Consider the following 25,897-nt stretch of genomic DNA (forward strand, 5'->3'; position numbering starts at 1 on the left):
GAGCCAGTCTTTCAGGCCACGCGGAGACCACCCAATCCGCACCTGCGACCGGTGGCGGTGACCGGCACCTGCGGAGGAGCCGGGCCCTGAAATGTCCCTGAAGTGGACCGGCGCCGTGGCCTCCGCGCCGGTCGTCGGTGCAGGATGGAGGGGACGTTTCCCCTGCGCCTGGAGGCCCCGATGCTTGCCGAGACCATCTGTTCCGCGGCGTCGGCGGCGGGCCTGGGCATCGCCGCGGTCACCGCCTACCGCAAGCGGTTCCTGACCGCGACCAGGATCGCCGCCTACTCCCTCGTGCCGATCGGGCTCGTGCTGACCGGCGTCGTCGAGTGGGTGTCGGGCATCGCGTTCAAGCCGAGCGTCTGGATCGGCTTCGGCGTGCTCGGCCTCGCCTGGGTGCTCTTCATGACCACTCGGGCCATCGAGCGCCGCAGCGGCACCACCCGCGCCGAGCGCAGGGCCGCGCGCGCCGCCGAACGTAACGAGGCCGTCGCTCCGGGCGCCTCCGCGCCCTCGCTCGGCGCCGGGAGCCAGGCCCGTCCGGCGGCAGCGGCGCCGGCGGCGAAGCCGAAGAAGAAGCAGGAGGCCGCCGCGCCCGCCGACGACTTCAGCGACATCGAGGCGATCCTGAAGAAGCACGGCATCTGAAGCGGCGCGGCGTCCGGCGAGCACGGCGCGTCCGACGAGCACTGCGCGTCCGGCGAGGCGCAGCCTCCGCGCAGGCGCCGCATTTCGCCGCGTCGGCCCGAATGCGTGATGGCGTCTCGGACGCCGGAACGAATTCCGAGGACCACGGGACGGTGAACTCCCGGTGTAATGGCGAAGGTTGATCGCCAACCGGGTCACCGGTGAGTCATGATCGCCCCGAGATGGTGGACACATCCCGGGGCGAAGCCCCCGCACCCCCCGCCGAAGAGCCCCGTGGCTGCCTCTTCGCGCTTTCCCAGCCACCCCTGATGATCTTCCTGACGGTCATCGGGAGCCTGCTGCTGATGGCGGCGCTGCATGACCTGTTCCTGTTATGACCCGGCCTGACGACCTCGCCTCACGATCCGGCCTCCCGGCGCCGGGCCCGGTACGCGGCGACGTGCAGCCGGTTGCCGCAGGTGCGGCTGGAGCAGTAGCGCCGGGAGCGGTTGCGCGAGAGGTCGACGAAGGCGCGCCCGCAGTCGGGCGCCTCGCAGCGCCGCAGCCGTTCCTGTTCGCCGGCCACGATGATGAAGGCAAGCGCCATGCCGCAGTCGGCCGCGAGATGGTCGGCAAGGGAGGCGTCGGGCGCGAAGTAGTGCACATGCCAGTCGTAGCCGTCGTGGTCGGTGAGCTGAGGCGTGGTTCCTGCCGCGGCCACGAGCCGGTTGACGAGGTCGGCCGCGGTACGGGCGTCGGGCGCGGCGAAAACCTCGGCGAAGCGGCCCCGGACGTCCCGTACGGCACCGAGGTCCCTCTCGCCGAGAGTGCCGACGCCGCTGATGTGGTGGCGCTCGGCGAAGGCGTACAGCGCCGGGATGTCGGCGAGCCCGTCCTCCAGGCCGTCCACGAGTCCGTCCGTCGGGCCGTTCTCGGGCGGCTCGCTCTCCGGTGCGGTGTTCACGAGATCGACCACCGTGTCGAGGGCGATCCGGGTGTCGTGAGGGATCAGCACGCTTCGCTCCCAGGCCTCCGGCGGGCGGGCGCCTGCCGATGGCGGCTGACTCTACTGGCTCACCCGGCCGCCCCACGGCCCGGTGCGGGCCCACGGGGGAGCGGAAGCAGGGAAAAGCCCGCCGGTCCGCTCCCGGGGCTCTGGCGCACGCACAGGCGCCGTCACCGCGGTGGGTTCCGCGGCGACGGCGCCGGTGTCTGCCTTATGTGGTTGTCCGCGCGACGCCGTCTCCCCGAGTCGGACGGCGTCGGCAGCTCTCGGCCTGGCTCAGCTCTCGGCCAGGATGTGGGAGAGCTCCGTGTCGAGATCGAAGTGACGATGCTCGGTGCCGGGCGGAACCGCGGCATCGGTCCTTTTCAGGAACGACTCCAGGGCTCGCGCCGGAGCCTCGAGCAGGGCTTCTCCCTCTGGAGAGCTCAGGGCGATGCATACGACGCCTTGACCGTGACTACGAGATGGCCAGACGCGGACGTCTCCGGTGCCGGTGGGCCGGTGCAGCCCTTCGGCGAGGAGGTCACGGGCGAAAACCCACTCGACCGTCTCCTCCGCTCCGGTGTGGAAGGTGGCGTGCACGGCATAGGGATCGGCCGTGTCATACCGCAGGCCCGCGGGAACAGGCAGTGAGGACTCGCTCGACACAACGAGGCGCAGGTGCAGCTCGCAGCTGACCGTGGTGTTCATAAGCGCCAGGGCCTTTCGCTCAGTGTGCGCTCGGGGATTCGCACGTCGGCGAAATCGACATGCCACCTACGGTGGCGTTGTAAACCCCTCTGACCCATTTGTGATGCTTCAGGTCCCTCGTCCAGCGGTGTGTAACTTTGAGTCATGCGCCCATTCAAGTGACGACGACGGGTCGGGTAGGTTGAGCTCCATGAACGCGGAGAGTGACGAGCGGATCGAGGCTGCCGAGAAGGCGTCCCCGGGACCCGCTCCGGGGGGCACGACCAAGGTGGAAAAGGTGGAACGCGAGCTGGGATCGCGGGCGCCGGGCTTCATCAAGGCGTCGAAGCCGCTGCACCTGAGCTGGCAGGTCGGCGTCTTCGTCGTCGGCCTCGGTGTCGTGGTGGCCGGTGTGCTGATGCTGGTGCTGCCGGGACCCGGCTGGCTGGTGATCTTCGGCGGTATGGCGATCTGGGCGACCGAGTTCGTCTGGGCCCAGCTGGTGCTGCGCTGGACCAAGCGCAAGGTGACCGAGGCCGCGCAGCGGGCGCTGGATCCCAAGGTCCGGCGGCGCAACATCATCCTCACCACGGTGGGACTGGTGATCATGGCGGTGCTGGTCGGGATCTACGTCTGGAAGTTCGGCTTCGCCTTGCCGTGGACGGTCGGCGAGTAGGGCCGCGGACCGCCGGCGACCGGTGCCGGGGACGGTCCGGGAGCACCGCTGACATGGGGTAATGTTTGCGGTGCGCCCGGGCGATTAGCTCAGTGGGAGAGCGCTTCGTTCACACCGAAGAGGTCACTGGTTCGAACCCAGTATCGCCCACCCGGACAGAGGCCCCGAGACGTGTTCACACGTCTCGGGGCCTCTGCGTTTCCCCCGGTCCGGAACCCCGCAGGGTCCCGGACCGGGCGCCGCTCACCGCATCCGGCCGAGCAGGCCCTTCAGCCTTCGCGCGTCCCGCAGCCGCTGCTCGTACGTGGCGCCCACGGCCAGCAGCAGCAGTCCGGCCAGCGCCGGCGGCAGCCAGCGCGGCAGAGCGCCCGCCACCTGGACGACGTACGGAGCCAGCTCGTGCAGCGTGACCAGGGCCAGCACCGCACCGCCGAGCGTCAGCAGCGCCTGGAGCCGGTACTTCGCCCCGAGCAGCGTGATCACCAGCGCCGCCAGGCCCAGCAGCAGCGGCCGCAGCCAGTCGGGGTCGGTCCAGGCCACGGCCAGGCTCGGCAGCAGCGTGGCCGCGAGCCCCGGCCCGTACGCCGTCCAGGAGGACGCCTCGGGGTCCTTGCGCCGCCGCAGTACGCCGACCACCAGGGCCGGCACCGTCACCGGCAGGGTGTACGCCTCCGGGGCCGACACCTCCGAGGCCGCCAGCCGGACCCAGGTCGCCGCCACGAACAGCACCGCCGCCAGGTACCCGGCCGCCGGCCGCCGCTCCGGGCGCACCGCCGCTCCCGCCGCCAGCACCCCGCACAGCGCGAGCACCAGGGCCAGGAACGGCGCCTCCGGCACCGCAAGCGCGACGGCCACCAGCGCACCCAGCGCGCCGGTCAGCTCCACCGGCAACGCCACCGGGTGCAGCCGCAGCCGCGCGCCCAGCAGCACCGTCACCGCCGGCACCACGAGCAGCAGTGGCGCGGCCTCGTGCGGCGCGAGGCCCAGGGACCCGGCCGCGCACCCGGTCAGCGCCGTGCCCCACACCACCGCGGCGACCGCGAGCACCGCCTGCTCCACCACCGCACGCGTCCGCACCGCCGCCGCCGCGAGGAGCACCACCAGCGTCCCGAACACCGCGTACGTCGCGGCCTCCGAAGCCAGCGCCAGCAGCCCCACGCCCACCGCACCGCCGAGGGCCGCCACCAACGCGGTCACCGACACAGCGGACCGGCTCCCGGCCACGGCCCCCGCCGAACCGGCGGAGAAGGCACCGGAACCATCGCCCTCAGCCGTCCCCGTGTCCCCGGAGCCCCACTCCGCACCCCGAACCGCCACCACCAGCAGCCCCGCCACCAGCACCGTCTCCAGAGCCACCGCGACCGGATACGGCACGCCCAGCACCGCCGCCGCCAGCAGCAGCGTCCCCCAGCCGAGGGCCAGCGCCCCCGCGCCCGCCGCACCGCGCACCTTCGCACCCGGCGCCGCCGGCGGAGCGGCGGCCCGCACCGGCGACGGCCACCACCGGTACGCCGCGCCGAGCAGCCCCGTCACCACCGCGAGCACCACCGGAGCCGTGACCAGCTCCGACCACCCCATCGACTCCCCGAGCGCGCCCTGGAACCCGTCCGGCGCACCCGCCCACACCTCGGCGACCAGCTGGACCGGGCCCAGCAGCACCGCCGCGACCGGCGGCAGCGCCCACACCAGCGCACCGGCCACCACCGCGCCCGCCGCCACCAGCACGCCGCGCCCCGCGCTCCGCGGCAGCCCGGCCCGTACGACGGACAGCAGCGCCAGCCCGCAGAGCAGATACACCGGAACGTGCCAGCTGCCCGGCACCGCCGTCCGCAGCACGCCGCCGACCGCCGCCACCGCCGCCAGACCGGCCACCACGCCGCCGGTCTGCGCATAGCCGTTCGGCGCGCGCCAGGCTCCGGCCAGCGCCGCCACGGCCGCCGTCAGCAGCAGCGCGCCCGGCAGCACCGCGCCGAGCGGGCCGTCGGCCGTCAGCGACTCGCCGAGCCCCGTCAGCAGCGCGGCAGACCCCATCACCGCCAGACCGAGGCCCGCCGTGACCCGTACGCCCAGGCCCTTGCCCCACAGCGCGATCGACCCGTCCACCACCGCCGTCACCAGCAGCGCCCAGCCGACCACGATCGCCGGAGCACCGGCGGCCCAGGCACCCAGCAGCAGCGGCCACTGGACGAAGAACACGGCCGCGGGCAGCGGCAGGTGCAGCTGCCGCAGCGCCAGGCCGTAGGCGGCCCAGAGCGCGGCGAGCACTGCCGAGGCCACGGCGGTGAAGGTGAGCCCGTCGGCGTCCGGCGCCGCCACCGCGTGGACCGCGTAGACGTCCAGCAGTGTGAGCACCAGGGCCAGCGCCGCCAGCGCCTCCGCCGTGGCCGCCAGCTTCCGGCGCAGCAGGACGGCCGGAGCGGTGAGCGCCGCCACGGTCACCAGGGCCAGGACGGCCGACCGGCCGCCGATGCCCATCGAGCCCCAGCTGACGAGGGTGAACGCGACGGCCGCGACCGTCAGCAGCAGCCCGCCCAGCGTCAGCAGCACGTTCTGCGCGCTGCGCGGAGCGGATGGCTTCGCGGTGCGCGGCACCGAGCCCCACGCCTGGCCCGGGGCCCAGCCGTGGCCGACGGGCGGTGTGCTCCAGCGCGGTCCGTTCGGCGCCTGCGGCTGCGGCCGCAACGCGCTGACCAGCCAGGCGCGGCGGGTCAGCAGCTGGGCCCGGCGGGCGTCCAGCTGAGCCAGTTCTCGGTCGAGGAGCGCCAGTTCCTCGGCGGGCGGCGGCACATGTTCCATGTACGGGAGTGTGGCCCCGGCCCTTTGCCTCGTACATGCGCTCGCATACTCAGTTTCCGCGTTTCCGCGCCTGAGTAAGCGCCGGTGGAGACGTGGGGTGAGCGCCGGTGGAGACGTGCGCGGAAGCGGTTTGAACGAAGCCCGCCGAGCCCTGTATGGTTCAACCCGTTCCCGGGCGATTAGCTCAGTGGGAGAGCGCTTCGTTCACACCGAAGAGGTCACTGGTTCGAACCCAGTATCGCCCACCGGGAGAGCCGGTCCGCCAAGCATCACGGCGGACCGGCTTCTGCTTGTTCAGGCCGCCGCCGGCAGCTCCGGGCGCAGCGGCCACGCGGGATCCACCGCCTCCGGTGTCCCGCTCTTCGTGAACCACGCCTCCAGGCCGCGCGCCTGCGCCGCGTGCCAGGTGGCCTGGAGGGTGTGGAGTTCGGCCGGTGAGAGCCGCTCCAGCCGGGAGGAGAAGCGCCGGCATATCGCCCGCACCAGCTCCAGCGAGGCCGAGGCGTCCGCCGCCGCGTCGTGGGCGCCGTCGAGCGGCACCTCGTACAGCTCGCAGAGATCGGTGAGCGTGCGGCGGCCCTTGCGGTAGCGGTCCAGGTGTTTGTCCAGTACCCGGGGGTCGACCACGCGCAGCGGCACGTCCGCCATGTACCCGGCCAGCGACGAGGCCCGGTGCCGCTTCAGCTCGCGGTCCAGCAGAGTCAGGTCGAACGGTGCGTTCATCACGACCAGCGGGCGGCCCGTAGCGCAACTCTCGGCCAGCGAACGGGCGATCTCGTCCATCACCGGCGCGGGCCAACGGCCGGTGCGCTGCAGGTGATCGTCGGTCAGACCGTGGATCTCGGTCGCCCCGGCCGGCACCGGGATCCCCGGATCGACCAGCCAGCGGGTGGTGCGGACGCGTCCGCCCGTCGTGTCCTGCGCGACGAGAGCGGCCGAAACGATCCGGTCCTGCTCGACGTCCACGCCTGTCGTCTCCGTGTCAAAAGCGGCCAACGGCCCTTCGAACCAGTGCATCATCCCCGAACTCCTCGCACCTGCACGGCAGATGGAGTGATTCCTCTGCCCGATATCGGTGATACCCGTGCTGTTTGCCTGATACGCCGTTTGCGGACGTTCTCCTGCGGTGACAACACAGGCAGGAGCCGAGGAAGTTGCTCCTCGACCTCATCCGACGTCACTTCTGATGTCGCATCCGACTCACTTCTGACGGCACGTCCGGAAGGCTTACGGAGCCATGGCGCTCGCGCAGCCCGATCCAGGAGGGCCTGCCCGCGCCGAAGGGTTCGGGCCGGTGCAGCAGCGGGACGACGCACCGCTGCGCGGCTCCCTCGCCACCACCGCCTGCATGGAGACCCTCCAGGTGGGCTACCTGCACGCCGTCGCGGCAGCGGCGGGCTGTTCGCTCTCCCAGCCCTTCCCCGACAACGGCATCGACTGGCACGTCAGCCACGGCGCCGCCGCCCACACCGTCGACGACGAGGTGACCATCAAGGTGCAGCTCAAGTGCACCTACCAGATACCGCCGCACCCGGCGGGCGGAGCGTTCTCCTTCACGCTCGACAACGCCCACCTCGTCAAGCTGGCCCGCACCCCGGTCTCGGTGCACAAGATCCTGGTGGTGATGATCGTGCCGCGCAGCCAGGACGAGTGGCTGCGCGCCGGGCCCGGCAGCCTCGATCTGCGGCACTGCTGCTACTGGACCAACCTGGCCGGCCACGCGGTGACGGGCCGGTACCGGACCACCGTGCGCATCCCGACCGCACGGATCTTCGACGACCGCGCACTCTGCGACATCATGGCCCGGGTCGGGGCCGGAGGGAGACCCTGATGCACCGGTCGATGGACGAACCCACGGGCCCGGCGGAGCTGTTCGGCGCCCGGTCGCACCCCGCCGTGAGCAGGCAGTACGCCGACCCGGCCGTGGACGGCACGCCACTGCCCGATCCGGCGGTGCTCACCGCGCTCCTGCGCCGCTACGGCTGGCAGCGGCGCGGCGGAGCGGCCGGCCGCTACAGCCGCTGGTCCCCGCCCGGTACGGCCGCCGGCGCCAGCCTGCTGGTCCCGGAGAACGCCGCCTTCCCCGACACCGAGGACCTGCTCGCCGAGGCGCTCACCGCGCTCGCCCGCAGCGCCGCGCCGTCCGCCCAGGACATCCTGGTCTCCCTCGCCGTCCCCAGCGACGAGGTCCGCTGGTGGCGCGAGGTGCCCGAGTCGGCGGCCGGAGCGGCGGGCGCCTCGGGCTGGGCCGAGGCGGAGGAGCTGCGGTCGGCGGCCCGGCAGATCCTGCTGGCCGGAGCGCTGGCGGCGCGCGGCCGGGCCGGCTACCACGGAGCCCGGCACCGCAGGAAGGCCCGGACGGCGCTGGTCGGGACGCTCATCGGGCCCGCGCCGGGCGGCCGCCGGCTCACCGCGTTCGTGCCCGTCGACTCCGGGCGCGCCGTCGCCGTACAGCTCTGCCACGCCCTGCACGCCACCCGCGAGGCCGTGGACTACCAGCGGGCCACCGGCGGGATGGAGGCCTTCGACAGCGCGGTGGCGGCGGGCGTCAGCCGCGAGCTGACCGAGGCGCTGGTGACCCTGGTGCGTGGCAGCGAAGGAGCCGGGATCGACGTGCGGTGGTCGCCCGCCACAGGCGTACCGGACGGCTGCCCGGCCCGGCCCGCACCGGTCGAGTTCTCGCCCGGCGACCTGCCGGCCCTGCGCTCCGCCGGAGCCCGCTACCTCCGCGAGGAGCCCGCCGTCCCGGTCCGGATCACCGGTGCGGTGGTCCGGTTGCGCCGCTCCGGGCCGCGCGGCGCCGGGATCGTGCGGCTGCGGGTGCTGGCGGGTGCGGAGGTCGCGCACGTACGGGTGGAGCTGGACGAGGAGGCGTACCGGATCGCGGGCCACGCGCACCTCGTCGGGCTGCCGCTGCGGGTGGAGGGGCGGCTGGAGCGGCGGGGCGGGTTCCGGCGGCTGACCGGCGCGACGCAGGTGGCGCCCGTGCAGGTCGACGAGGCGGAGCGGGACCGGCTGATGAAGTCGCTCCAGGAGAACGTGGACTTCTTCGAGGAGGCGTGCGCGGGGGAGGAAGCCTGACGAGAGGGAAGACGTTCGCATCGGAGGCGTACGGCTCGGTACGATCCATGGTGACCAACCCATCAGTGTTGGGCATCCCCCTCAGTCAGGAGAGACCGGTGTCAGACGTCCGTGTGATCATCCAACGCGATTCCGAGCGGGAAGAGCATGTGGTGACGACGGGCACGACGGCCGGCGAGCTCTTCCCCGGTCAGCGCACCGTCGTCGCCGCGCGCATCGGCGGCGAGCTGAAGGACCTCTCGTACGAGCTCCAGGACGGCGAGAGCGTCGAGCCGGTGGAGATCTCCTCCGAGGACGGTCTGAACATCCTGCGCCACTCCACCGCGCACGTCATGGCCCAGGCCGTGCAGGAGCTGTTCCCGGAGGCCAAGCTCGGCATCGGCCCGCCGGTCAAGGACGGCTTCTACTACGACTTCGACGTCGAGAAGCCGTTCACGCCCGAGGACCTCAAGGCCATCGAGAAGAAGATGCAGGAGATCCAGAAGCGGGGCCAGAAGTTCTCCCGCCGCGTGGTCTCCGACGAGGCCGCGCGCGAGGAGCTGGCGGACGAGCCGTACAAGCTGGAGCTCATCGGTATCAAGGGCTCCGCCTCCTCGGACGACGGCGCGGACGTCGAGGTGGGCGGCGGCGAGCTGACCATCTACGACAACCTGGACGCCAAGACCGGTGACCTGTGCTGGAAGGACCTCTGCCGTGGTCCGCACCTGCCGACCACCCGGTTCATCCCGGCGTTCAAGCTGATGCGCAACGCCGCGGCCTACTGGCGCGGCAGCGAGAAGAACCCGATGCTCCAGCGCATCTACGGCACCGCCTGGCCGACCAAGGACGAGCTGAAGGCGCACCTGGAGTTCCTGGAGGAGGCCGCCAAGCGCGACCACCGCAAGCTCGGCAACGAGCTGGACCTCTTCTCCTTCCCCGACGAGATCGGTCCCGGCCTCGCGGTCTTCCACCCCAAGGGCGGCGTCATCCGCCGGGCCATGGAGGACTACTCGCGCCGCCGTCACGAGGAGGAGGGCTACGAGTTCGTCTACAGCCCGCACGCCACCAAGGGCAAGCTCTTCGAGAAGTCCGGCCACCTGGACTGGTACGCCGACGGCATGTACCCGCCCATGCAGCTCGACGACGGGGTGGACTACTACCTCAAGCCGATGAACTGCCCGATGCACAACCTGATCTTCGACGCGCGCGGCCGCTCCTACCGCGAACTGCCGCTGCGCCTCTTCGAGTTCGGCACGGTGTACCGGTACGAGAAGTCGGGCGTCGTGCACGGCCTGACCCGCTCGCGCGGCTTCACGCAGGACGACGCGCACATCTACTGCACCAAGGAGCAGATGGCGGAGGAGCTCGACCGCACGCTCACCTTCGTGCTGAACCTGCTCCGCGACTACGGGCTCACCGACTTCTACCTGGAGCTCTCCACCAAGGACCCGGAGAAGTACGTCGGCTCCGACGAGACCTGGGAAGAGGCCACCGAGACGCTCCGCCAGGTCGCCGAGAAGCAGGGCCTGCCGCTGGTCCCGGACCCGGGCGGCGCCGCGTTCTACGGTCCGAAGATCTCCGTGCAGTGCAAGGACGCCATCGGCCGGACCTGGCAGATGTCGACCGTGCAGCTCGACTTCAACCTGCCGGAGCGCTTCGACCTGGAGTACACCGGCCCCGACGGCTCCAAGCAGCGCCCGGTCATGATCCACCGCGCTCTGTTCGGCTCCATCGAGCGCTTCTTCGCCGTGCTCCTGGAACACTACGCGGGCGCCTTCCCGGTCTGGCTCGCCCCGGTCCAGGCCGTCGGCATCCCGATCGGCGACGCCCACATCCCGTACCTCCAGGAGTTCGCCGCCAAGGCGCGCAAGCAGGGGCTGCGGGTGGACGTGGACGCGTCGTCCGACCGGATGCAGAAGAAGATCCGGAACCAGCAGAAGGCCAAGGTTCCGTTCATGATCATCGCTGGTGACGAGGACATGGCCAACGGCGCCGTCTCCTTCCGCTACCGCGACGGTTCGCAGGAGAACGGCATCCCGGTCGACGAGGCCCTCGCCAAGATCGCGAAGGCCGTCGAGGACCGCGTACAGGTCTGATCCGTACGACAGGAACGGCCCTTGGAGCGCTACCCGCGCTCCGGGGGCCGTTTCTCGTCCTCGCGCGTGAACACCTGGATCAGCCACGACGAGAACGACCCCGTCACCGCGCCCAGCAGCGCCAGCCCACACGCCATCAGCCCCGCCGCGACCACCCGCCCCCAGAACGTGACCGGTGTGGCGTCCCCGTATCCGACCGTCGTGAGCGTCGCGCACGCCCACCACACCGCGTCGCCGAACGTACGGATCGAGGCGCCGGGAGCCGTGTGCTCCAGGTGGTAGACGGCGAGCGCGGCGGCGAAGCCGAGCAGGCCGACGGTCATGCCCGCGTACGCCATCACGCGCGCGTACAGGTTCAGCCGCGGCCGGTCGTGGCGCCGCTGCACCGCCTGGTACACCTGCACCATCCGCAGCGGGCGCAGCAGCGGCAGCAGCAGGACCACGGTGTCGAGCCAGCGGACACGGAGGAAGCGCGAGCCCAGGCCGCTGAGCCGCAGCCGCGCCACGTAGTCGACGAGGAAGAGCAGCCAGGTCGACCAGACGAGGGTCAGCGCGATGCCGTTCCAGGGCTCGGCCTCGTGCGGCGTCAGCACCCGGACCGCGTAACCCGTCAGGAAGAGCAGCCCCGCGGCGAAGAGCGGGACCTCCGTGCGCTGCTCCCAGCGGGTCAGCCGGGCGGGTGGCTCGTGGGCGGGACGGTCGCTCATCGCCTCAGCATCGCGGGCGGCGAAGCGGTGCGGCCCCGGCGACACGCTCCGCCGGAGTGACGCAATATGCTGATCGGCATGACGAGTGAGCCGGAGCAGCAGATCGGCGTGGGGACGCCGGACGCGTTTCAGCGTCTGTGGACGCCCCATCGGATGGCGTACATCCAGGGCCAGGACAAGCCGAGCGGTACGGGTGCCGAGGACGGCTGCCCGTTCTGTTCGATTCCGGCGAAATCCGACGAGGACGGCCTCGTGGTGGCGCGCGGCGAGCATGTCTACGCGGTGCTGAACCTCTATCCGTACAACGGTGGCCACCTCATGGTCGTCCCCTACCGGCACGTCGCCGACTACACGGAGCTGGACGGTCCGGAGACGGCCGAGCTGGCGGACTTCACCAAGCGGGCGATGGCGGCCCTGCGCACCGCCTCCGGAGCGCACGGCTTCAACATCGGGATGAACCAGGGTTCGGTCGCCGGCGCCGGGATCGCCGCCCATCTGCACCAGCACCTGGTGCCGCGCTGGGGCGGGGACACCAACTTCATGCCGGTGATAGGCCACACCAAGGTGCTGCCGCAGCTGCTGGGTGACACCCGGGCGATGCTGGCGGGCGCCTGGCCGGTTGGGTAGCCGAGCGGGTACGGAAGAGGGGCCCCGGCGATCGTGCCGCTGAGGTCCCTCTTCCGTACGTACGCCGGGTTACGGATCTTCCGTACGTACGCCGGTCTACGCGTCGTACACGTCCGCCTTGCGCGGGGACGGGTCCTGGACGAGGCCGCTCAGTATCATCGAGCGGTTGTCGAAGCGCTCGGTGTCCACGCCGTTCTCCGCGAGGACCTTCATCGCCGCCGAGTGGACCACGCGCAGCACCGGCGTCGCCGCCCGCATCGCGTCGTCCGCCATGAAGCGGTGGTTCCACGGCTTGGCCGCCCACGCGTGCCGCAGTCCGAAGGGCTCCGGCAGCACTATCTTCCCGCCCAGGTAGTCCAGCACCGGCGGATACCAGGTGAAGGGCGCGCGCAGCGCGAGCCGGACGACCTCCCTCGCCTCCACCACCGGCAGCTGGATGTCCCGGGTCTCCCAGAACCGCATGGTCTTGTTGACCGTCTTCGTGCGGGCCGCCGGCTTGGCGAAGAAGAGCCCGTGGACCGGGCCCAGCGCGTGGCCGGTGACCTCGATGCGGAGCGTCTCGTGGAGCACGGTCACCGTGATCATCATCGTGATCACCAGCTGGCCGTCCCAGAGCGTGAACTGCACGCCCAGGTAGTGCCGGTCACCGCTGCCGAACTGCTGGTGGTTGCAGATCCGCTGTATCTCGTGCGGCTTCACCTGGAAGCTCGCCACGTCCTCGCCGTCCGGGCGGGAGACGGAGTCGGCGTTCTCGCCGATCGGCGAGACGATCCAGTGCTTCACGGACGGCTTGGGGAAGCCGCCGGTGTTCAGCGGGCCGCGCTCCAGCATCTTCAGCTGGTCGTGGATGATCCGGATCAGGTCCCAGCTGCGGAACTGGTGGATCTCCTTCGTCGGGTCCTTCGGCGTCAGCTCCTCGGCCAGCTGCCAGCTGCCCCACCGGGTGCCCATGCCGAGGATGCCCTTGGGACCGGCGTAGAAGACCGCGTTGGACTGCTGCTCGGCGGAGAGCTTCTCCAGTGACTGGCGCAACGCCTCACGCGCGGTCTCGTTGGGGTTCTTCGGCACCGCCTCCGGGATCTTGGCGATCACCCCGGTGCCGGACAGCAGCCCGCCCCAGCGGGCCCGCAGGTCCTGGGCGGAGGTCTCCGCGACCCGCTTGGCGAGGAACCAGCCGATCAGCGGCGCGACGATCGCTCCTCGCACGTAGAGCGGCCAGAAGCCGTCCGTCGGCAGCTTCCACAGCAGGATGAGCGCACCGATCCCGAACGCGGCGAGCAGCACCGTGCCGACCGCCCGGAACGCGGCGTCCTTGGACTTGGCCAGCGCGTCCTTGATCCGGAAGGCGATGACCCAGGCGATCATGCCCGGCAGGAACAGGAAGCCGAACACCGCCGTGATCAGCGTGAGCCGGGTGTCGCGCGCCTTACGCAGGTTGGTCGCCGACAGACAGTGCTCCACCACCGTCTGCGGATCGGTGCCGAAGGACTGGATCAGCGCCGCGCGCGAACCGCCGAGCATGCGCTCCTGGACGGCGCGCGAGAACGCCTCACCGAGATTCGGCTTGAAGTAGTCGGACTTGAAGAGCTTGGAGGCCCCCGGCTTCACCGTCGACTTGTGCCAGTCGCTGTTGGCGTCGAGGATCACGTCCACCGGGCTGTCCCGGTACGCCGCCGAAGCCAGGGCATTGGTCGCCACCGACTGGCCGCTGGACCCCTGGATCGGGATCTGGGCCCCGGGTGAGAAGTCGAATACGTCGTTGGCCACTGTCTGTCGCCCCCACTCGCCGCACGGTCTGCTCCTGCGGTGTGCCCAACTACCGTACGCGGCATACCTTCTGAGCTGCGCCCACAGCGTATCGTCCGGACGCCCGCACCGTCCGTCACCCACCGGGACGCGGGGACTGTTTGCGACAGTGCGCCGGTCACGCGCCGGGTGATCCGTTCCCTCGCTCCGCGCGGACCTTCTCCGCGAGCTGCGGCGGCATCGCCTCGAACCGGGCGTGCGTACGGTCGAACCGGCCGGTGCCATGGGTCAGGGAGCGCAGGTCGAGCGCGTACCGGCCGATCTCCGTCTCCGGCACCTCCGCCCGTACGAGGGTCCGTCCGCCCGGACTCTGCTCGGTGCCCACCACCCGGCCACGCCGTCCCGACAGGTCGCTCATCACCGGGCCGACATAGTCGTCCGGGACCAGCACGGCGACCTCGCAGACCGGTTCCAGGAGCTGGATACGGGCGTCCGCCGCGGCCTCGCGGAGCGCCAGCGCACCGGCGGTCTGGAAGGCGGCGTCGGAGGAGTCCACCGAGTGCGCCTTGCCGTCGAGCAGCGTGACGCGCACGTCGACGAGCGGATGACCGGCGGAGACGCCCCGGGCGGCCTGGGCCCGTACGCCCTTCTCCACCGACGGGATGAACTGGCGTGGCACCGAGCCGCCGACCACCTTGTCCACGAACTCGATGCCGCTGCCCGCCGGCAGCGGCTCCACCTCGATCGCGCAGATCGCGAACTGCCCGTGCCCGCCGGACTGTTTGACATGCCGTCCGCGTCCGGCCGCCCGTCCGCCGAACGTCTCGCGCAGCGCGACCCGGTGCGGTTCGGCGTCGACCTGGACGCCGTACCGGCTGCGCAGCCGCTCCAGCGCGACCTCCTGGTGCGCCTCGCCCAGGCACCACAGGACGACCTGGTGGGTGTCCGGATTCTGCTCCAGGCGCAGGGTCGGGTCCTCCGCGACCAGCCGGGCCAGCGCGTGCGAGAGCTTGTCCTCGTCCGCCTTCCCGTGCGCCCGCACGGCGGTCGGCAGCAGCGGGTCCGGCGTCGACCAGGGCTCGATGAGGACCGGGTCGCCGGAGGCGGAGAGCGTGTCGCCGGTCTCCGCCTCGCCGAGCCGGGCCACGCAGACCAGGTCGCCGGCGACGCACCGGTCCACCGGACGCTGCTGCCGGCCGAACGGCGAGGTCAGCGCGGTCACCCGGACCTCCGCCTCGTGACAGGCGCGCGGCTCCCGGCCCGCCGCGTCCAGACCGTGGCCGCACAGGTGCACGGTGTCGTCGGGCCGCAGCGTGCCGGAGAAGACCCGCACCAGCGAGATGCGGCCCGCGTACGGGTCGGACGACGTCTTGACGACCTCCGCCAGCAGCGGGCCCTCCGGATCGCAGGCCGGGGCGGATCCGGGCGCGCCGGAGGGTGTGGTGACGGTGGGCGGGGTGCGCTCCAGCGGGGTCGGGAAGCCGCGCGTGATCAGTTCCAGCAGCTCCACCGTGCCGATGCCCTGCCGGGCGCCCTCGGCGGCCGGGGCGGCGGCGAGCACCGGAAAGAAGGTGCCCCGGGCGACGGCCCGCTCCAGGTCCGCGATCAGTGTCGACACATCGATATCGTCGCCTCCGCTGTCCAGGTAGCGGTCCATCAGCGACTCGTCCTCGCTCTCGGCGATGATCCCTTCGATCAGCCGGTTACGGGCCTGTGCGAGCGGCTCCTCCTGGTCCGGCGCCGGAGGCAGCTCGGCCTGCTCTCCGGAGGAGTAGTCCAGGATCCGCTGCGTGAGCAGCCCGGTCAGCCCGGTGAGCGGCGCGTGCCCGTCGGCGGCCTCCGGGCCGAGGACCGGCAGATAGAGAGGCAGTACGGCATCGGGGTCGTCGCCGCCGAAGGTCTCCGCGCAGATCCGGGTCATCTCGGCGAAGGAGGTGCGCGCGGTGTCGAGATGGGTGACGACGATCGCTCTCGGCATCCCGACGAGCGCGCACTCCTCCCACACCGCCCGCGTGGTCGCGGCCACGGACTCGGCCTCCTGGGCCGCCGAGACGACGAAGAGGGCCGCGTCCGCCGCCCGCAGACCGGCCCGCAGCTCTCCGACGAAGTCGGCGTACCCGGGCGAATCCAGGAGATTGACCTTGCAGCCGTCCCACGCCACCGGGACCGGCGAGAGGTGGACGGAACGGTGCCGCCGCCGCTCGATCTCGTCATGGTCGGAGACGGTCGCGCCGTCCTCGACCCGGCCCGCCCGGTTGAGCGCCCCTGCCGTCAGCGCCAGGGCCTCCACCAAGGTGGTCTTGCCCGAACCGCTGTGGCCGACCAGCACCACGTTCCGTACGGCGGAAGGATGGCCGGCCGCCGGTACTCCTCCGGCGGCCCCGGTGTGCGCGTGTGTCTTCTCGCCCATGGTGTGCCTCCCGGTGGGTCACGCGGTACGGGAGGGGAGCGGCCGACCGCGCTGGACGGCGGGTACGGGGAGAGCCGCCGAGGCGGCCTCGGTCCTTCGAGCTTGGCACCCGGGCGCCGACGCGTCCATACGTCGGGCACGGGCACCGGCCGCCCGCGACACCGCTGCCGGAGGGTGCCCGTCCGGTGGAGGGCACCGGTCGTGACTACGATGGGCCAGCCGGTGGCCGATGGGGCCGCTCGGCCAGCCGAACCCTCGGGAAAGCCATGCTGAACAAGTACGCGCGTGCATTTTTCACGCGTGTCCTCACCCCGTTCGCCGCCCTGCTGCTCCGCCTCGGGGTCAGCCCCGACGCGGTCACTCTTATCGGCACGGCCGGAGTGATGGCAGGTGCGCTGGTCTTTTTCCCGATGGGGGAGTTCTTCTGGGGCACCATCGTCATCACGCTCTTCGTCTTCTCCGACCTGGTCGACGGCAACATGGCCCGGCAGGCCGGGATCTCCAGCCGGTGGGGCGCGTTCCTCGACTCGACGCTGGACCGGGTCGCGGACGGCGCGATCTTCGCCGGCTTCGCCCTCTGGTACGCGGGCAGCGGTGACGACAACATCCTCTGTGCCGTCGCGATCTTCTGCCTGGCCAGCGGCCAGGTGGTCTCGTACACGAAGGCGCGCGGCGAGTCGATCGGCCTGCCGGTCGCGGTGAACGGGCTGGTGGAGCGCGCCGAACGGCTGGTCATCTCGCTGGTCGCCGCCGGCCTCGCCGGACTGCACAAGTTCGGCGTCCCGCACATCGACATCCTGCTCCCGATCGCCTTGTGGATCGTCGCCGTCGGCTCTCTGGTGACACTGATCCAGCGCGTGGTGACCGTACGCAGGGAAGCCGCCGAGGCCGATGCCGTCGCCGGCGGACCGGCCGACCGGTGAGCGCGCTCAAGGGCCGGATCACCGACGGTCTGTACGGGCTCGGCTGGGGCGCGGTGAAGAAGCTGCCCGAGCCCGCCGCCGAGGCCCTCTTCCGTACGATCGCGGACCGGGTCTGGAAGCGGCGCGGCAAGAGCGTGCTGCGCCTGGAGTCGAACCTGGCGCGGGTCGTCCCGGACGCGGGCCCGGAGCGGCTGGCCGAGTTGTCCAAGGCCGGGATGCGCTCGTACATGCGGTACTGGATGGAGTCGTTCCGGCTGCCGACCTGGTCCCCGGAGCGCATCAAGGCGAGCATCGACGTCCAGGACGTCCACCACCTGACCGAGGGCCTGGACGCCGGCAAGGGCGTGATCGTCGCCCTCCCGCATCTCGGCAACTGGGACCTGGCCGGCGCCTGGGTCACCACCGATCAGAAGGTCCCCTTCACCACCGTCGCCGAGCGGCTGAAGCCCGAATCGCTCTACGACCGGTTCGTCGCCTACCGCGAGGGCCTCGGCATGGAGGTGCTGCCGCACAGCGGTGGCGCGGCCTTCGGCACGCTGGCCCGGCGGCTGCGCGCGGGCGGCCTGGTCTGCCTGGTCGCCGACCGGGACCTCTCCGCCTCCGGCGTCGAGGTCTCGTTCTTCGGCGCCACCGCCCGGATGCCCGCCGGCCCGGCCCTCCTCGCCCAGCAGACGGGCGCGCTGCTGATGCCGGTGACCCTCTGGTACGACGGCACGCCGGTGATGCGCGCGCGCATCCACCCGGCGGTCGAGGTGCCGGAGGAAGGCACCCGCGCCGAGAGGACCGCCGCCATGACGCAGGCGCTGGCCGACGCCTTCGCCGGCGGCATCGCGGAACATCCGGAGGACTGGCACATGCTCCAGCGCCTCTGGCTGGACGACCTGGACCCCCGGGGAGAGCGCACGTGAGGACCGGATTCCGGGGAGCGCACGTGAGGACCGGACTCCGGAGAGAACACATGAAGACCGGACTCTGCGGCGAGCACATGAAGACCGGACTCCGGGGAGAGCGCACGTGAAGATCGGCATCGTCTGCCCGTACTCCTGGGACGTCCCCGGCGGCGTCCAGTTCCACATCCGGGACCTGGCCGAGCACCTCATCGGCCTCGGCCACACCGTCTCCGTCCTGGCCCCGGCCGACGACGAGACCCCGCTGCCGCCGTACGTCGTCTCGGCGGGCCGGGCCGTCCCGGTCCCGTACAACGGCTCCGTCGCCCGGCTCAACTTCGGCTTCCTCTCGGCCGCGCGGGTCCGCCGCTGGCTGCACGACGGCACCTTCGACGTCATCCACATCCACGAGCCGACCTCACCGTCGCTCGGTCTGCTCGCCTGCTGGTCGGCACAGGGTCCGATCGTGGCGACCTTCCACACCTCCAACCCGCGCTCCCGGGCGATGATCGCCGCGTATCCGATCCTCCAGCCCGCGCTGGAGAAGATCAGCGCGCGCATCGCGGTGAGCGAGTACGCCCGGCGCACGCTGGTCGAACACCTCGGCGGCGACGCCGTGGTCATCCCGAACGGCGTCGACGTCGGCTTCTTCGCCGAGGCCGAGCCGAAGGCCGAGTGGCAGGGCCAGACCCTCGGCTTCATCGGCCGCATCGACGAACCCCGCAAGGGCCTGCCCGTCCTGATGAAGGCGCTGCCCGCCATCCTCGCCGCCCGCCCGGAGACCCGGCTGCTGGTCGCCGGGCGCGGGGACGAGGAGGAGGCGGTGGCATCGCTGCCGAAGGAGCTGCGCGAGCGGGTGGAGTTCCTCGGCATGGTCAGCGACGAGGACAAGGCCCGGCTGCTGCGCAGCGTCGATGTGTACGTGGCCCCGAACACGGGCGGCGAGAGCTTCGGCATCATCCTGGTGGAGGCGCTGTCGGCGGGTGCGCCGGTCCTCGCGAGCGACCTGGACGCCTTCGCACAGGTGCTGGACCAAGGTGCGGCGGGCGACCTCTTCGCCAACGAGGACGCCGACGCGCTGGCCGCCGCCGCGATCCGGCTGCTCGGCGACCCGGAGCGCCGGGCCGGACTGCGCGAGCGCGGCGAGGCGCACGTGCGGCGGTTCGACTGGGGGACGGTGGGGGCCGACATCCTCGCGGTGTACGAGACGGTGACGGACGGGGCCGCGTCGGTCGCGGAGGACGAGCGGTCGGGGCTGCGGGCGCGGTTCGGGCTGGCGCGGGACTGAGGGGCGCGGGCTTCCCGCTGCGGCCGGGGCTTCCTGCCGCAGGCGGGGCCGGTGCCGCCCGTTGAAAGGACCGGGCCCCGGCGACGGTAGCGTGTGGGCCCGTGACCGTAACCCTCATCGTCTGGATCGTCGTCGCGCTCATCGCGATCGGCGTCTACCTCAGCTGGACCGCCGGCCGCCTCGACCGCCTGCACTCCCGGATCGACGCCGCCCGCGCCGCACTCGACGCCCAACTCCTGCGCCGCGCCTCGGTCACCCAGGAGCTGGCCACCTCCGGCGTCCTGGACCCGGCCGCCTCCATCGTCCTGTACGAGGCCGCGCACGCCGCCCGCCAGGCCGAGGAGGACCACCGCGAGGTCGCCGAGAGCGAGCTGAGCGCCGCCCTGCGCGCCGTCTTCGGCGAACCGGCCCAGGTGGAGGCGGTGAAGGAGGTGCCCGGCGGCGAGGACGCGGCCACCGAACTGGCCGCCGCCGTACGCCGCGTACCGATGGCCCGGCGCTTCCACAACGACTCCGTGCGCGCCGCGCGGGCGCTGCGCCGGCACCGTACCGTACGACTCTTCCGCCTGGCCGGACACGCCCCGTTCCCGCTCGCCTTCGAAATGGACGACGCGCCGCCGGTGGCTCTGGCGGACCGCCCAGGAACCTAGTCCTGGGCGGAAAACGATCCACGCCCTCCCTATTGGCCCTTGCTGTGGACTGCTCCCACAGCGTTTCCTCGGTGACGCAGTAATTCAGCGTCTTTCACCGAGTGAGGTCCCGTGTCCACGCTTCCCAGCACCCCGCAGTCCGCCGAGTACCCCGCCACCGGCACCGCCCGCGTCAAGCGCGGCATGGCCGAGCAGCTCAAGGGCGGCGTGATCATGGACGTCGTCGACGCCGAGCAGGCGAAGATCGCCGAGGACGCGGGCGCCGTGGCCGTCATGGCCCTGGAGCGGGTCCCGGCCGACATCCGCAAGGACGGAGGCGTGGCCCGGATGTCCGACCCCAACATGATCGAGGAGATCATCGGGGCCGTCTCCATCCCGGTCATGGCCAAGTCCCGCATCGGCCACTTCGTCGAGGCCCAGGTGCTCCAGTCCCTCGGCGTCGACTACATCGACGAGTCCGAGGTCCTGACCCCGGCCGACGAGGTCAACCACAGCGACAAGTTCGCCTTCACCACGCCGTTCGTCTGTGGCGCCACCAACCTGGGCGAGGCCCTGCGCCGCATCGCCGAGGGCGCGGCGATGATCCGCTCGAAGGGCGAGGCCGGCACCGGCAACGTCGTCGAGGCCGTCCGCCACCTGCGCCAGATCAAGAACGAGATCGCCCGCCTGCGCGGCTTCGACAACAACGAGCTGTACGCCGCCGCCAAGGACCTCCGCGCCCCGTACGAGCTGGTCAAGGAGGTCGCCGAGCTCGGCAAGCTGCCGGTCGTCCTCTTCTCCGCCGGTGGTGTCGCCACTCCGGCCGACGCCGCGCTGATGCGCCAGCTCGGTGCCGAGGGCGTCTTCGTCGGCTCCGGCATCTTCAAGTCCGGCGACCCGGCCAAGCGCGCCGCCGCCATCGTGAAGGCCACCACCTTCTACGACGACCCGAAGGTCATCGCGGACGCCTCCCGCAACCTGGGCGAGGCCATGGTCGGCATCAACTGCGACACGCTGCCCGAGTCCGAGCGCTACGCCAACCGCGGCTGGTAACCACTGATGAGCGACACCCCTGTGATCGGCGTCCTCGCACTGCAGGGCGACGTACGGGAGCACCTGATCGCCCTGGCCTCGGCTGACGCCCTGGCCAGGCCGGTCCGGCGTCCCGAGGAGCTCGCCGAGGTCGACGGCCTGGTCATCCCCGGCGGCGAGTCCACGACCATGTCCAAGCTGGCGGTCCTCTTCGGCATGATGGAGCCGCTGCGCGAGCGGGTCCGGGCCGGGATGCCGGTCTACGGCACCTGCGCCGGGATGATCCTGCTCGCGGAGAAGATCCTCGACCCGCGCTCGGGCCAGGAGACCGTCGGCGGCATCGACATGATCGTGCGGCGCAACGCCTTCGGCCGGCAGAACGAGTCCTTCGAGGCCGCGGTCGAGGTCGACGGCATCGACGGCGGTCCGGTGGAAGGCGTCTTCATCCGCGCCCCCTGGGTGGAGTCCGTCGGGGCCGAGGCCGAGGTCATCGCCGAGCACGGCGGCCACATCGTGGCCGTACGGCAGCGAAATGTCCTCGCCACGTCGTTCCATCCCGAACTGACCGGCGACCATCGCATGCACGCTCTGTTCGTGGACATGGTGCGCGCAGTGAACTGAGCGGACCCCGGTAGGATCTCTCGGGTTCGACTCGATTTTGGTGACGCGAAGGAGAAGGCAGATGTCCGGCCACTCTAAATGGGCTACGACGAAGCACAAGAAGGCCGTGATTGACGCCAAGCGCGGCAAGCTCTTCGCGAAGCTGATCAAGAACATCGAGGTAGCGGCGCGTTCCGGCGGCGTGGACCCCGATGGCAACCCGACGCTCGTCGACGCCATCCAGAAGGCGAAGAAGAGCTCCGTCCCGAACAAGAACATCGACTCCGCGGTCAAGCGCGGCGGCGGTCTCGAAGCGGGCGGCGCCGACTACGAGACGATCATGTACGAGGGTTACGGCCCCAACGGTGTCGCGGTGCTCATCGAGTGCCTCACCGACAACCGGAACCGCGCCGCCTCCGACGTACGTGTCGCGATGACCCGGAACGGCGGCTCGATGGCCGACCCGGGCTCCGTCTCGTACCTCTTCAACCGCAAGGGCGTCGTGATCGTCCCCAAGGGCGAGCTGGGCGAGGACGACGTCCTCGGCGCGGTGCTCGACGCGGGCGCCGAGGAGGTCAACGACCTCGGCGAGACCTTCGAGGTGGTCAGCGAGGCCACCGACATGGTCGCGGTGCGCACCGCGCTCCAGGAGGCGGGCATCGACTACGACTCCGCCGAGGCCAACTTCCTGCCGACCATGCAGGTCGAGCTGGACGAAGAGGGCGCGCGTAAGATCTTCAAGCTCATCGACGCGCTGGAGGACAGCGACGACGTGCAGAACGTCTTCGCCAACTTCGACGTCTCCGACGAGGTCATGGAGAAGGTCGACGCCTGAGGCGCGGCCGGCACAGCACGGTACGACGGGCCGACGGGGACACACCCCGTCGGCCCGTCGTACTTGTCGGTTCCGACGGTTTGTCAGTGCGAGCCGATAGCCTGCGGGAACAGATGAACGAGTGGGCGTGGTGAGCGTCAAGGACAGGGGGGCTCCATGCGGGTTCTGGGTGTCGACCCCGGACTGACCAGGTGCGGTGTCGGCGTGGTCGAAGGGGTCGCGGGCCGCCCGCTGACCATGCTCGGCGTCGGCGTCGTGCGCACTCCGGCCGACGCGGAGCTCGGCGACCGGCTCGTCGCCATCGAGCGCGGCATAGAGGCGTGGCTCGACGAGCACTCGCCGGGTTACGTGGCGGTGGAGCGGGTCTTCGCCCAGCACAACGTCCGTACGGTGATGGGCACGGCCCAGGCCAGCGCGGTGGCCATGCTCTGCGCCGCCCGCCGCGGCATCCCGGTCGCGCTGCACACGCCGAGCGAGGTCAAGGCGGCGGTCACCGGATCGGGTCGCGCGGAGAAGGCGCAGGTCGGAGCCATGGTGACGCGCCTGCTGAGGCTGGACGCCCCACCCAAGCCGGCCGACGCCGCCGACGCTCTGGCCCTCGCGATCTGCCACATCTGGCGAGCACCCGCACAGAACAGGCTCCAGCAGGCGGTGGCGGCCCTCCGCACCTCGGGCGCGCCAGGCACGTCCCGTACGGCAGGCGCGTCCAGGACTTCCCGTACAGCAGCCACCCCCCGCACGCTGAAAGGCCCCACCGCATGATCGCCTTCGTCTCCGGCCCGGTGGCCGCGCTCGCCCCGACCACGGCCGTCATCGAGGTCGGCGGCATCGGCATGGCCCTCCAGTGCACTCCGCAGACCCTCGCCGACCTGCGCATCGGCCAGGAGGCCAAGCTCGCCACCTCGCTCGTCGTCCGCGAGGACTCCCTCACGCTGTACGGCTTCGCCGACGACGACGAGCGCCAGGTCTTCGAGCTGCTCCAGACCGCCAGCGGCGTCGGCCCCCGCCTCGCCCAGGCCATGCTCGCCACCCACAGCCCGGACGCGCTGCGCCTCGCGGTCTCCACCGGCGACGAGAAGGCGCTCACGGCCGTCTCCGGCATCGGCAAGAAGGGTGCGCAGAAGCTGCTGCTCGAGCTGAAAGACCGGCTCGGCGCACCGGTCGGCGCGCACATCGGCCAGCAGGGCATCGGCACGCCCGTCACCTCCGGCTGGCGCGACCAGCTCCAGGCCGCGCTCATCGGCCTCGGCTACGCGAGCCGCGAGGCCGACGAGGCCGTCAGCGCCGTCGCGCCGCAGGCCGAGGCAGCCGTGGCCGAAGGCACCGCACCCCCGGTGCCGCAGCTGCTCCGGGCCGCACTGCAGACTCTCAACCGCGCACGCTGACCGGCACCGAACCACCGAAGAGGCCCCTGAATGAACTGGGACGAGACCGGACCCGAGACCGACGAGCCCACCGGGCCCGTCTTCGACGACCGGCTGGTCGACGCAGGCCATCTCGACGGCGAGGACACCGCGGTCGAGGCGGCCCTGCGCCCCAAGGACCTGGAGGAGTTCGTCGGCCAGGAGAAGGTCCGCGAGCAGCTCGACCTGGTCCTCAAGGCGGCCCGCGCCCGCGGCGCCACGGCCGACCACGTACTGCTCTCCGGCGCACCCGGCCTCGGCAAGACCACGCTCTCGATGATCATCGCGGCGGAGATGAACGCCCCGATCCGGATCACCTCGGGCCCCGCCATCCAGCACGCCGGCGACCTCGCGGCGATCCTCTCCTCGCTCCAGGAGGGCGAGGTCCTCTTCCTCGACGAGATCCACCGCATGTCCCGGCCCGCCGAGGAGATGCTCTACATGGCGATGGAGGACTTCCGCGTCGACGTCATCGTCGGCAAGGGCCCCGGCGCCACCGCGATCCCGCTCGAACTGCCTCCGTTCACGCTGGTCGGCGCCACCACGCGGGCCGGACTCCTGCCGCCGCCGCTGCGCGACCGCTTCGGCTTCACCGGCCACATGGAGTTCTACGCACCCACCGAGCTGGAGCGCGTCATCCACCGCTCCGCCCGCCTCCTGGACGTCGAGATCGACGTCGAGGGCGCCGCCGAGATCGCCGGCCGCTCCCGCGGCACGCCCCGTATCGCCAACCGTCTGCTGCGCCGCGTCCGGGACTACGCCCAGGTCAAGGCCGAGGGCACGATCGACCGGGAGATCGCCGCCGCGGCGCTCAAGGTGTACGAGGTCGACGCCCGCGGACTCGACCGGCTGGACCGCGCGGTCCTCGGCGCCCTGCTGAAGCTCTTCGGCGGCGGACCGGTGGGCCTCTCCACCCTCGCGGTCGCGGTGGGGGAGGAGCGCGAGACCGTCGAGGAGGTCGCCGAGCCCTTCCTCGTACGGGAGGGACTGCTGGCCAGGACGCCGCGCGGCCGGGTGGCGACCCCGGCGGCCTGGGCCCATCTGGGACTGGCGCCGCCGGCCTACGGCGTAAAGGGACAACAGGGTCTGTTCGGGGCGTGATGCGTCACAGGTTCGCGCACACAGGAACCACGGTGCCATGCTGGGCGTTGTTCCAACGATGCGGACTCATCTAGACTCCGCCGATGCCGCCCTTACAGGGTCGGTGTACCCACCCCCGTAAATACAGGCCGCATTCCAGCGCGGTCGTGCGAAGGAATTCCCGTCCCGTGGATCTCTTGACTCTCCTCCCCTTCATCGTGCTCATCGGGGCCATGTTCCTGATGACCCGCTCCGCCAAGAAGAAGCAGGCGGCGGCCGCGCAGATGCGCAACGACATGCAGCCCGGCACCGGCGTCCGGACGATCGGGGGCATGTACGCGACCGTCAAGGAAGTCCACGACGACACCGTGCTCCTCGAGGTCGCCCCCGGCGTCCACGCCATCTACGCGAAGAACGCGATCGGTGCCGTCCTGGACGACGCGGAGTACAACCGCATCGTGCACGGCGACGACGAGGAGCTGGACACGGACGGCACGGTCGTTCCGGACGACGCCTCCTCGTTGACCGGTGAGTCGGACACGGGCAAGGCGGGTGTGGCCAAGATCGACCTCGGCAAGGACGAGGCGGCCGACGACGCCGCCGAGACCGAGGACGCGGCGGCCAAGGACGCCAAGGGCGACGGCAAGGCCGACGGCGAGACCGGCACCAAGTAAGTCTCACGGTCCCGGGGACGTCGCGCGCCCACCGGCGCGCGGCCGCCTGTTCCGCCGTACGGTACGTGTTCACAGGCCGGACGTGGCAACTCTGGCACATCTTCCGATGGGACCGGCGCGAGGGTC

The 25,897-nt window shown here is 71.5% G+C and carries 25 protein-coding genes and 2 tRNA genes; 20 read left to right on the plus strand and 7 right to left on the minus strand.

Annotated features, from left to right (window positions below; genetic code table 11):
- The first annotated feature begins 180 nt into the window (after positions 1–180).
- Entirely contained in the window at positions 181–648 is a 468-nt protein-coding gene (locus ABZ267_RS23990) for a hypothetical protein (protein WP_356756366.1), read from the plus strand.
- A 221-nt stretch (positions 649–869) separates the two neighbouring features.
- Positions 870–1,025: a hypothetical protein gene (locus ABZ267_RS23995; RefSeq protein ID WP_164711272.1), complete on the plus strand. Its 156-nt coding sequence runs from the start codon at positions 870–872 to the stop codon at positions 1,023–1,025.
- Positions 1,026–1,045: 20 nt separating this feature from the next.
- On the opposite strand, the gene ABZ267_RS24000 is transcribed toward ABZ267_RS23995, so the two are convergent.
- Both ABZ267_RS24000 and ABZ267_RS24005 read right to left on the minus strand, forming a co-directional pair.
- Entirely contained in the window at positions 1,046–1,642 is a 597-nt protein-coding gene (locus tag ABZ267_RS24000; protein WP_356756364.1) for a CGNR zinc finger domain-containing protein, read from the minus strand.
- Between the two features lie 267 nt (positions 1,643–1,909).
- On the minus strand, positions 1,910–2,323 hold the full coding sequence (locus ABZ267_RS24005; RefSeq protein WP_003959770.1) for an SsgA family sporulation/cell division regulator: 414 nt from the start codon (positions 2,321–2,323) through the stop codon (positions 1,910–1,912).
- 190 nt (positions 2,324–2,513) lie between these two features.
- Between ABZ267_RS24005 and ABZ267_RS24010 the strand changes: the two genes are divergently transcribed.
- Positions 2,514–2,978, plus strand: coding sequence for a TIGR02611 family protein (locus tag ABZ267_RS24010; RefSeq protein ID WP_356756362.1), 465 nt, complete (start codon positions 2,514–2,516; stop codon positions 2,976–2,978).
- 78 nt (positions 2,979–3,056) lie between these two features.
- Positions 3,057–3,128 (plus strand) — tRNA-Val (locus ABZ267_RS24015).
- 93 nt (positions 3,129–3,221) lie between these two features.
- On the opposite strand, the gene ABZ267_RS24020 is transcribed toward ABZ267_RS24015, so the two are convergent.
- Positions 3,222–5,774 carry a hypothetical protein gene (locus ABZ267_RS24020; RefSeq protein WP_356756896.1) on the minus strand — a complete coding sequence of 851 codons (2,553 nt, stop codon included), beginning with the start codon at positions 5,772–5,774 and terminating at the stop codon, positions 3,222–3,224.
- Between the two features lie 173 nt (positions 5,775–5,947).
- On the opposite strand from ABZ267_RS24020, the gene ABZ267_RS24025 reads away from it, so the two are divergent.
- Positions 5,948–6,019 (plus strand) — tRNA-Val (locus tag ABZ267_RS24025).
- 49 nt (positions 6,020–6,068) lie between these two features.
- Here ABZ267_RS24025 and ABZ267_RS24030 read toward each other — a convergent pair.
- Complete coding sequence (locus ABZ267_RS24030) at positions 6,069–6,794, minus strand: 3'-5' exonuclease (protein ID WP_356756898.1); 726 nt, start codon at positions 6,792–6,794, stop codon at positions 6,069–6,071.
- A gap of 217 nt (positions 6,795–7,011) precedes the next feature.
- On the opposite strand from ABZ267_RS24030, the gene ABZ267_RS24035 reads away from it, so the two are divergent.
- The 3 genes from ABZ267_RS24035 (at position 7,012) to thrS (ending at position 10,930) form a co-directional block, all read left to right on the plus strand.
- Complete coding sequence (locus ABZ267_RS24035; protein ID WP_356756900.1) at positions 7,012–7,605, plus strand: DUF4365 domain-containing protein; 594 nt, start codon at positions 7,012–7,014, stop codon at positions 7,603–7,605.
- A complete protein-coding gene (locus ABZ267_RS24040; protein WP_356756902.1) occupies positions 7,605–8,855 on the plus strand; it encodes a hypothetical protein in 1,251 nt (416 codons plus the stop codon). The genes ABZ267_RS24035 and ABZ267_RS24040 overlap by 1 nt, the downstream gene beginning before the upstream one ends.
- 98 nt (positions 8,856–8,953) lie before the next feature.
- Positions 8,954–10,930, plus strand: a complete 1,977-nt coding sequence (gene thrS, locus ABZ267_RS24045; protein WP_356756904.1) for a threonine--tRNA ligase — start codon at positions 8,954–8,956, stop codon at positions 10,928–10,930.
- Between the two features lie 29 nt (positions 10,931–10,959).
- Here thrS and ABZ267_RS24050 read toward each other — a convergent pair whose 3' ends face one another.
- The gene (locus ABZ267_RS24050) at positions 10,960–11,637 is read right to left on the minus strand and encodes a potassium channel family protein (RefSeq protein WP_356756906.1); all 678 of its coding nucleotides are present in this window, start codon (positions 11,635–11,637) and stop codon (positions 10,960–10,962) included.
- 66 nt (positions 11,638–11,703) lie between these two features.
- On the opposite strand from ABZ267_RS24050, the gene ABZ267_RS24055 reads away from it, so the two are divergent.
- Positions 11,704–12,264, plus strand: coding sequence for an HIT domain-containing protein (locus ABZ267_RS24055; RefSeq protein WP_356756908.1), 561 nt, complete (start codon positions 11,704–11,706; stop codon positions 12,262–12,264).
- A gap of 96 nt (positions 12,265–12,360) precedes the next feature.
- Here ABZ267_RS24055 and ABZ267_RS24060 read toward each other — a convergent pair whose 3' ends face one another.
- Together ABZ267_RS24060 and ABZ267_RS24065 are read right to left on the minus strand one after the other, a co-directional pair.
- Positions 12,361–14,031 carry a hypothetical protein gene (locus ABZ267_RS24060; protein ID WP_356756910.1) on the minus strand — a complete coding sequence of 557 codons (1,671 nt, stop codon included), beginning with the start codon at positions 14,029–14,031 and terminating at the stop codon, positions 12,361–12,363.
- A gap of 157 nt (positions 14,032–14,188) precedes the next feature.
- The gene (locus ABZ267_RS24065; RefSeq protein WP_356756912.1) at positions 14,189–16,420 is read right to left on the minus strand and encodes an elongation factor G-like protein EF-G2; all 2,232 of its coding nucleotides are present in this window, start codon (positions 16,418–16,420) and stop codon (positions 14,189–14,191) included.
- Positions 16,421–16,686: 266 nt separating this feature from the next.
- Here ABZ267_RS24065 and pgsA point away from each other — a divergent pair, with 266 nt between their 5' ends.
- The 11 genes from pgsA to yajC all read left to right on the plus strand — a co-directional run bounded on the left by pgsA (position 16,687) and on the right by yajC (position 25,771).
- Positions 16,687–17,343 carry a phosphatidylinositol phosphate synthase gene (pgsA, locus tag ABZ267_RS24070; RefSeq protein ID WP_356756914.1) on the plus strand — a complete coding sequence of 219 codons (657 nt, stop codon included), beginning with the start codon at positions 16,687–16,689 and terminating at the stop codon, positions 17,341–17,343.
- Positions 17,340–18,251: a phosphatidylinositol mannoside acyltransferase gene (locus tag ABZ267_RS24075; RefSeq protein ID WP_356756915.1), complete on the plus strand. Its 912-nt coding sequence runs from the start codon at positions 17,340–17,342 to the stop codon at positions 18,249–18,251. Before pgsA ends, ABZ267_RS24075 begins: the two co-directional genes overlap by 4 nt.
- Positions 18,252–18,357: 106 nt before the next feature.
- The gene (locus ABZ267_RS24080) at positions 18,358–19,518 is read left to right on the plus strand and encodes a glycosyltransferase family 4 protein (RefSeq protein WP_356756917.1); all 1,161 of its coding nucleotides are present in this window, start codon (positions 18,358–18,360) and stop codon (positions 19,516–19,518) included.
- A gap of 101 nt (positions 19,519–19,619) precedes the next feature.
- Positions 19,620–20,168 carry a hypothetical protein gene (locus ABZ267_RS24085; RefSeq protein WP_093693461.1) on the plus strand — a complete coding sequence of 183 codons (549 nt, stop codon included), beginning with the start codon at positions 19,620–19,622 and terminating at the stop codon, positions 20,166–20,168.
- A 111-nt stretch (positions 20,169–20,279) separates the two neighbouring features.
- Positions 20,280–21,200: a pyridoxal 5'-phosphate synthase lyase subunit PdxS gene (gene pdxS, locus ABZ267_RS24090; protein ID WP_018960500.1), complete on the plus strand. Its 921-nt coding sequence runs from the start codon at positions 20,280–20,282 to the stop codon at positions 21,198–21,200.
- A 6-nt stretch (positions 21,201–21,206) separates the two neighbouring features.
- Positions 21,207–21,800 carry a pyridoxal 5'-phosphate synthase glutaminase subunit PdxT gene (gene pdxT, locus ABZ267_RS24095; protein ID WP_356756919.1) on the plus strand — a complete coding sequence of 198 codons (594 nt, stop codon included), beginning with the start codon at positions 21,207–21,209 and terminating at the stop codon, positions 21,798–21,800.
- 61 nt (positions 21,801–21,861) lie between these two features.
- Positions 21,862–22,614: a YebC/PmpR family DNA-binding transcriptional regulator gene (locus ABZ267_RS24100; protein ID WP_026242063.1), complete on the plus strand. Its 753-nt coding sequence runs from the start codon at positions 21,862–21,864 to the stop codon at positions 22,612–22,614.
- Positions 22,615–22,770: 156 nt separating this feature from the next.
- Entirely contained in the window at positions 22,771–23,376 is a 606-nt protein-coding gene (gene ruvC / locus ABZ267_RS24105; RefSeq protein WP_356756921.1) for a crossover junction endodeoxyribonuclease RuvC, read from the plus strand.
- Positions 23,373–23,999, plus strand: a complete 627-nt coding sequence (ruvA, locus tag ABZ267_RS24110; RefSeq protein WP_356756923.1) for a Holliday junction branch migration protein RuvA — start codon at positions 23,373–23,375, stop codon at positions 23,997–23,999. Before ruvC ends, ruvA begins: the two co-directional genes overlap by 4 nt.
- A gap of 30 nt (positions 24,000–24,029) precedes the next feature.
- On the plus strand, positions 24,030–25,118 hold the full coding sequence (ruvB, locus tag ABZ267_RS24115; protein ID WP_356756925.1) for a Holliday junction branch migration DNA helicase RuvB: 1,089 nt from the start codon (positions 24,030–24,032) through the stop codon (positions 25,116–25,118).
- Between the two features lie 167 nt (positions 25,119–25,285).
- A complete protein-coding gene (gene yajC / locus ABZ267_RS24120) occupies positions 25,286–25,771 on the plus strand; it encodes a preprotein translocase subunit YajC (protein WP_356899724.1) in 486 nt (161 codons plus the stop codon).
- The last annotated feature ends 126 nt before the right edge of the window (positions 25,772–25,897 follow it).

The sequence above is a fragment of the Streptomyces sp. NPDC006174 genome, assembly GCF_040614075.1.
Lineage (GTDB): Bacteria > Actinomycetota > Actinomycetes > Streptomycetales > Streptomycetaceae > Streptomyces.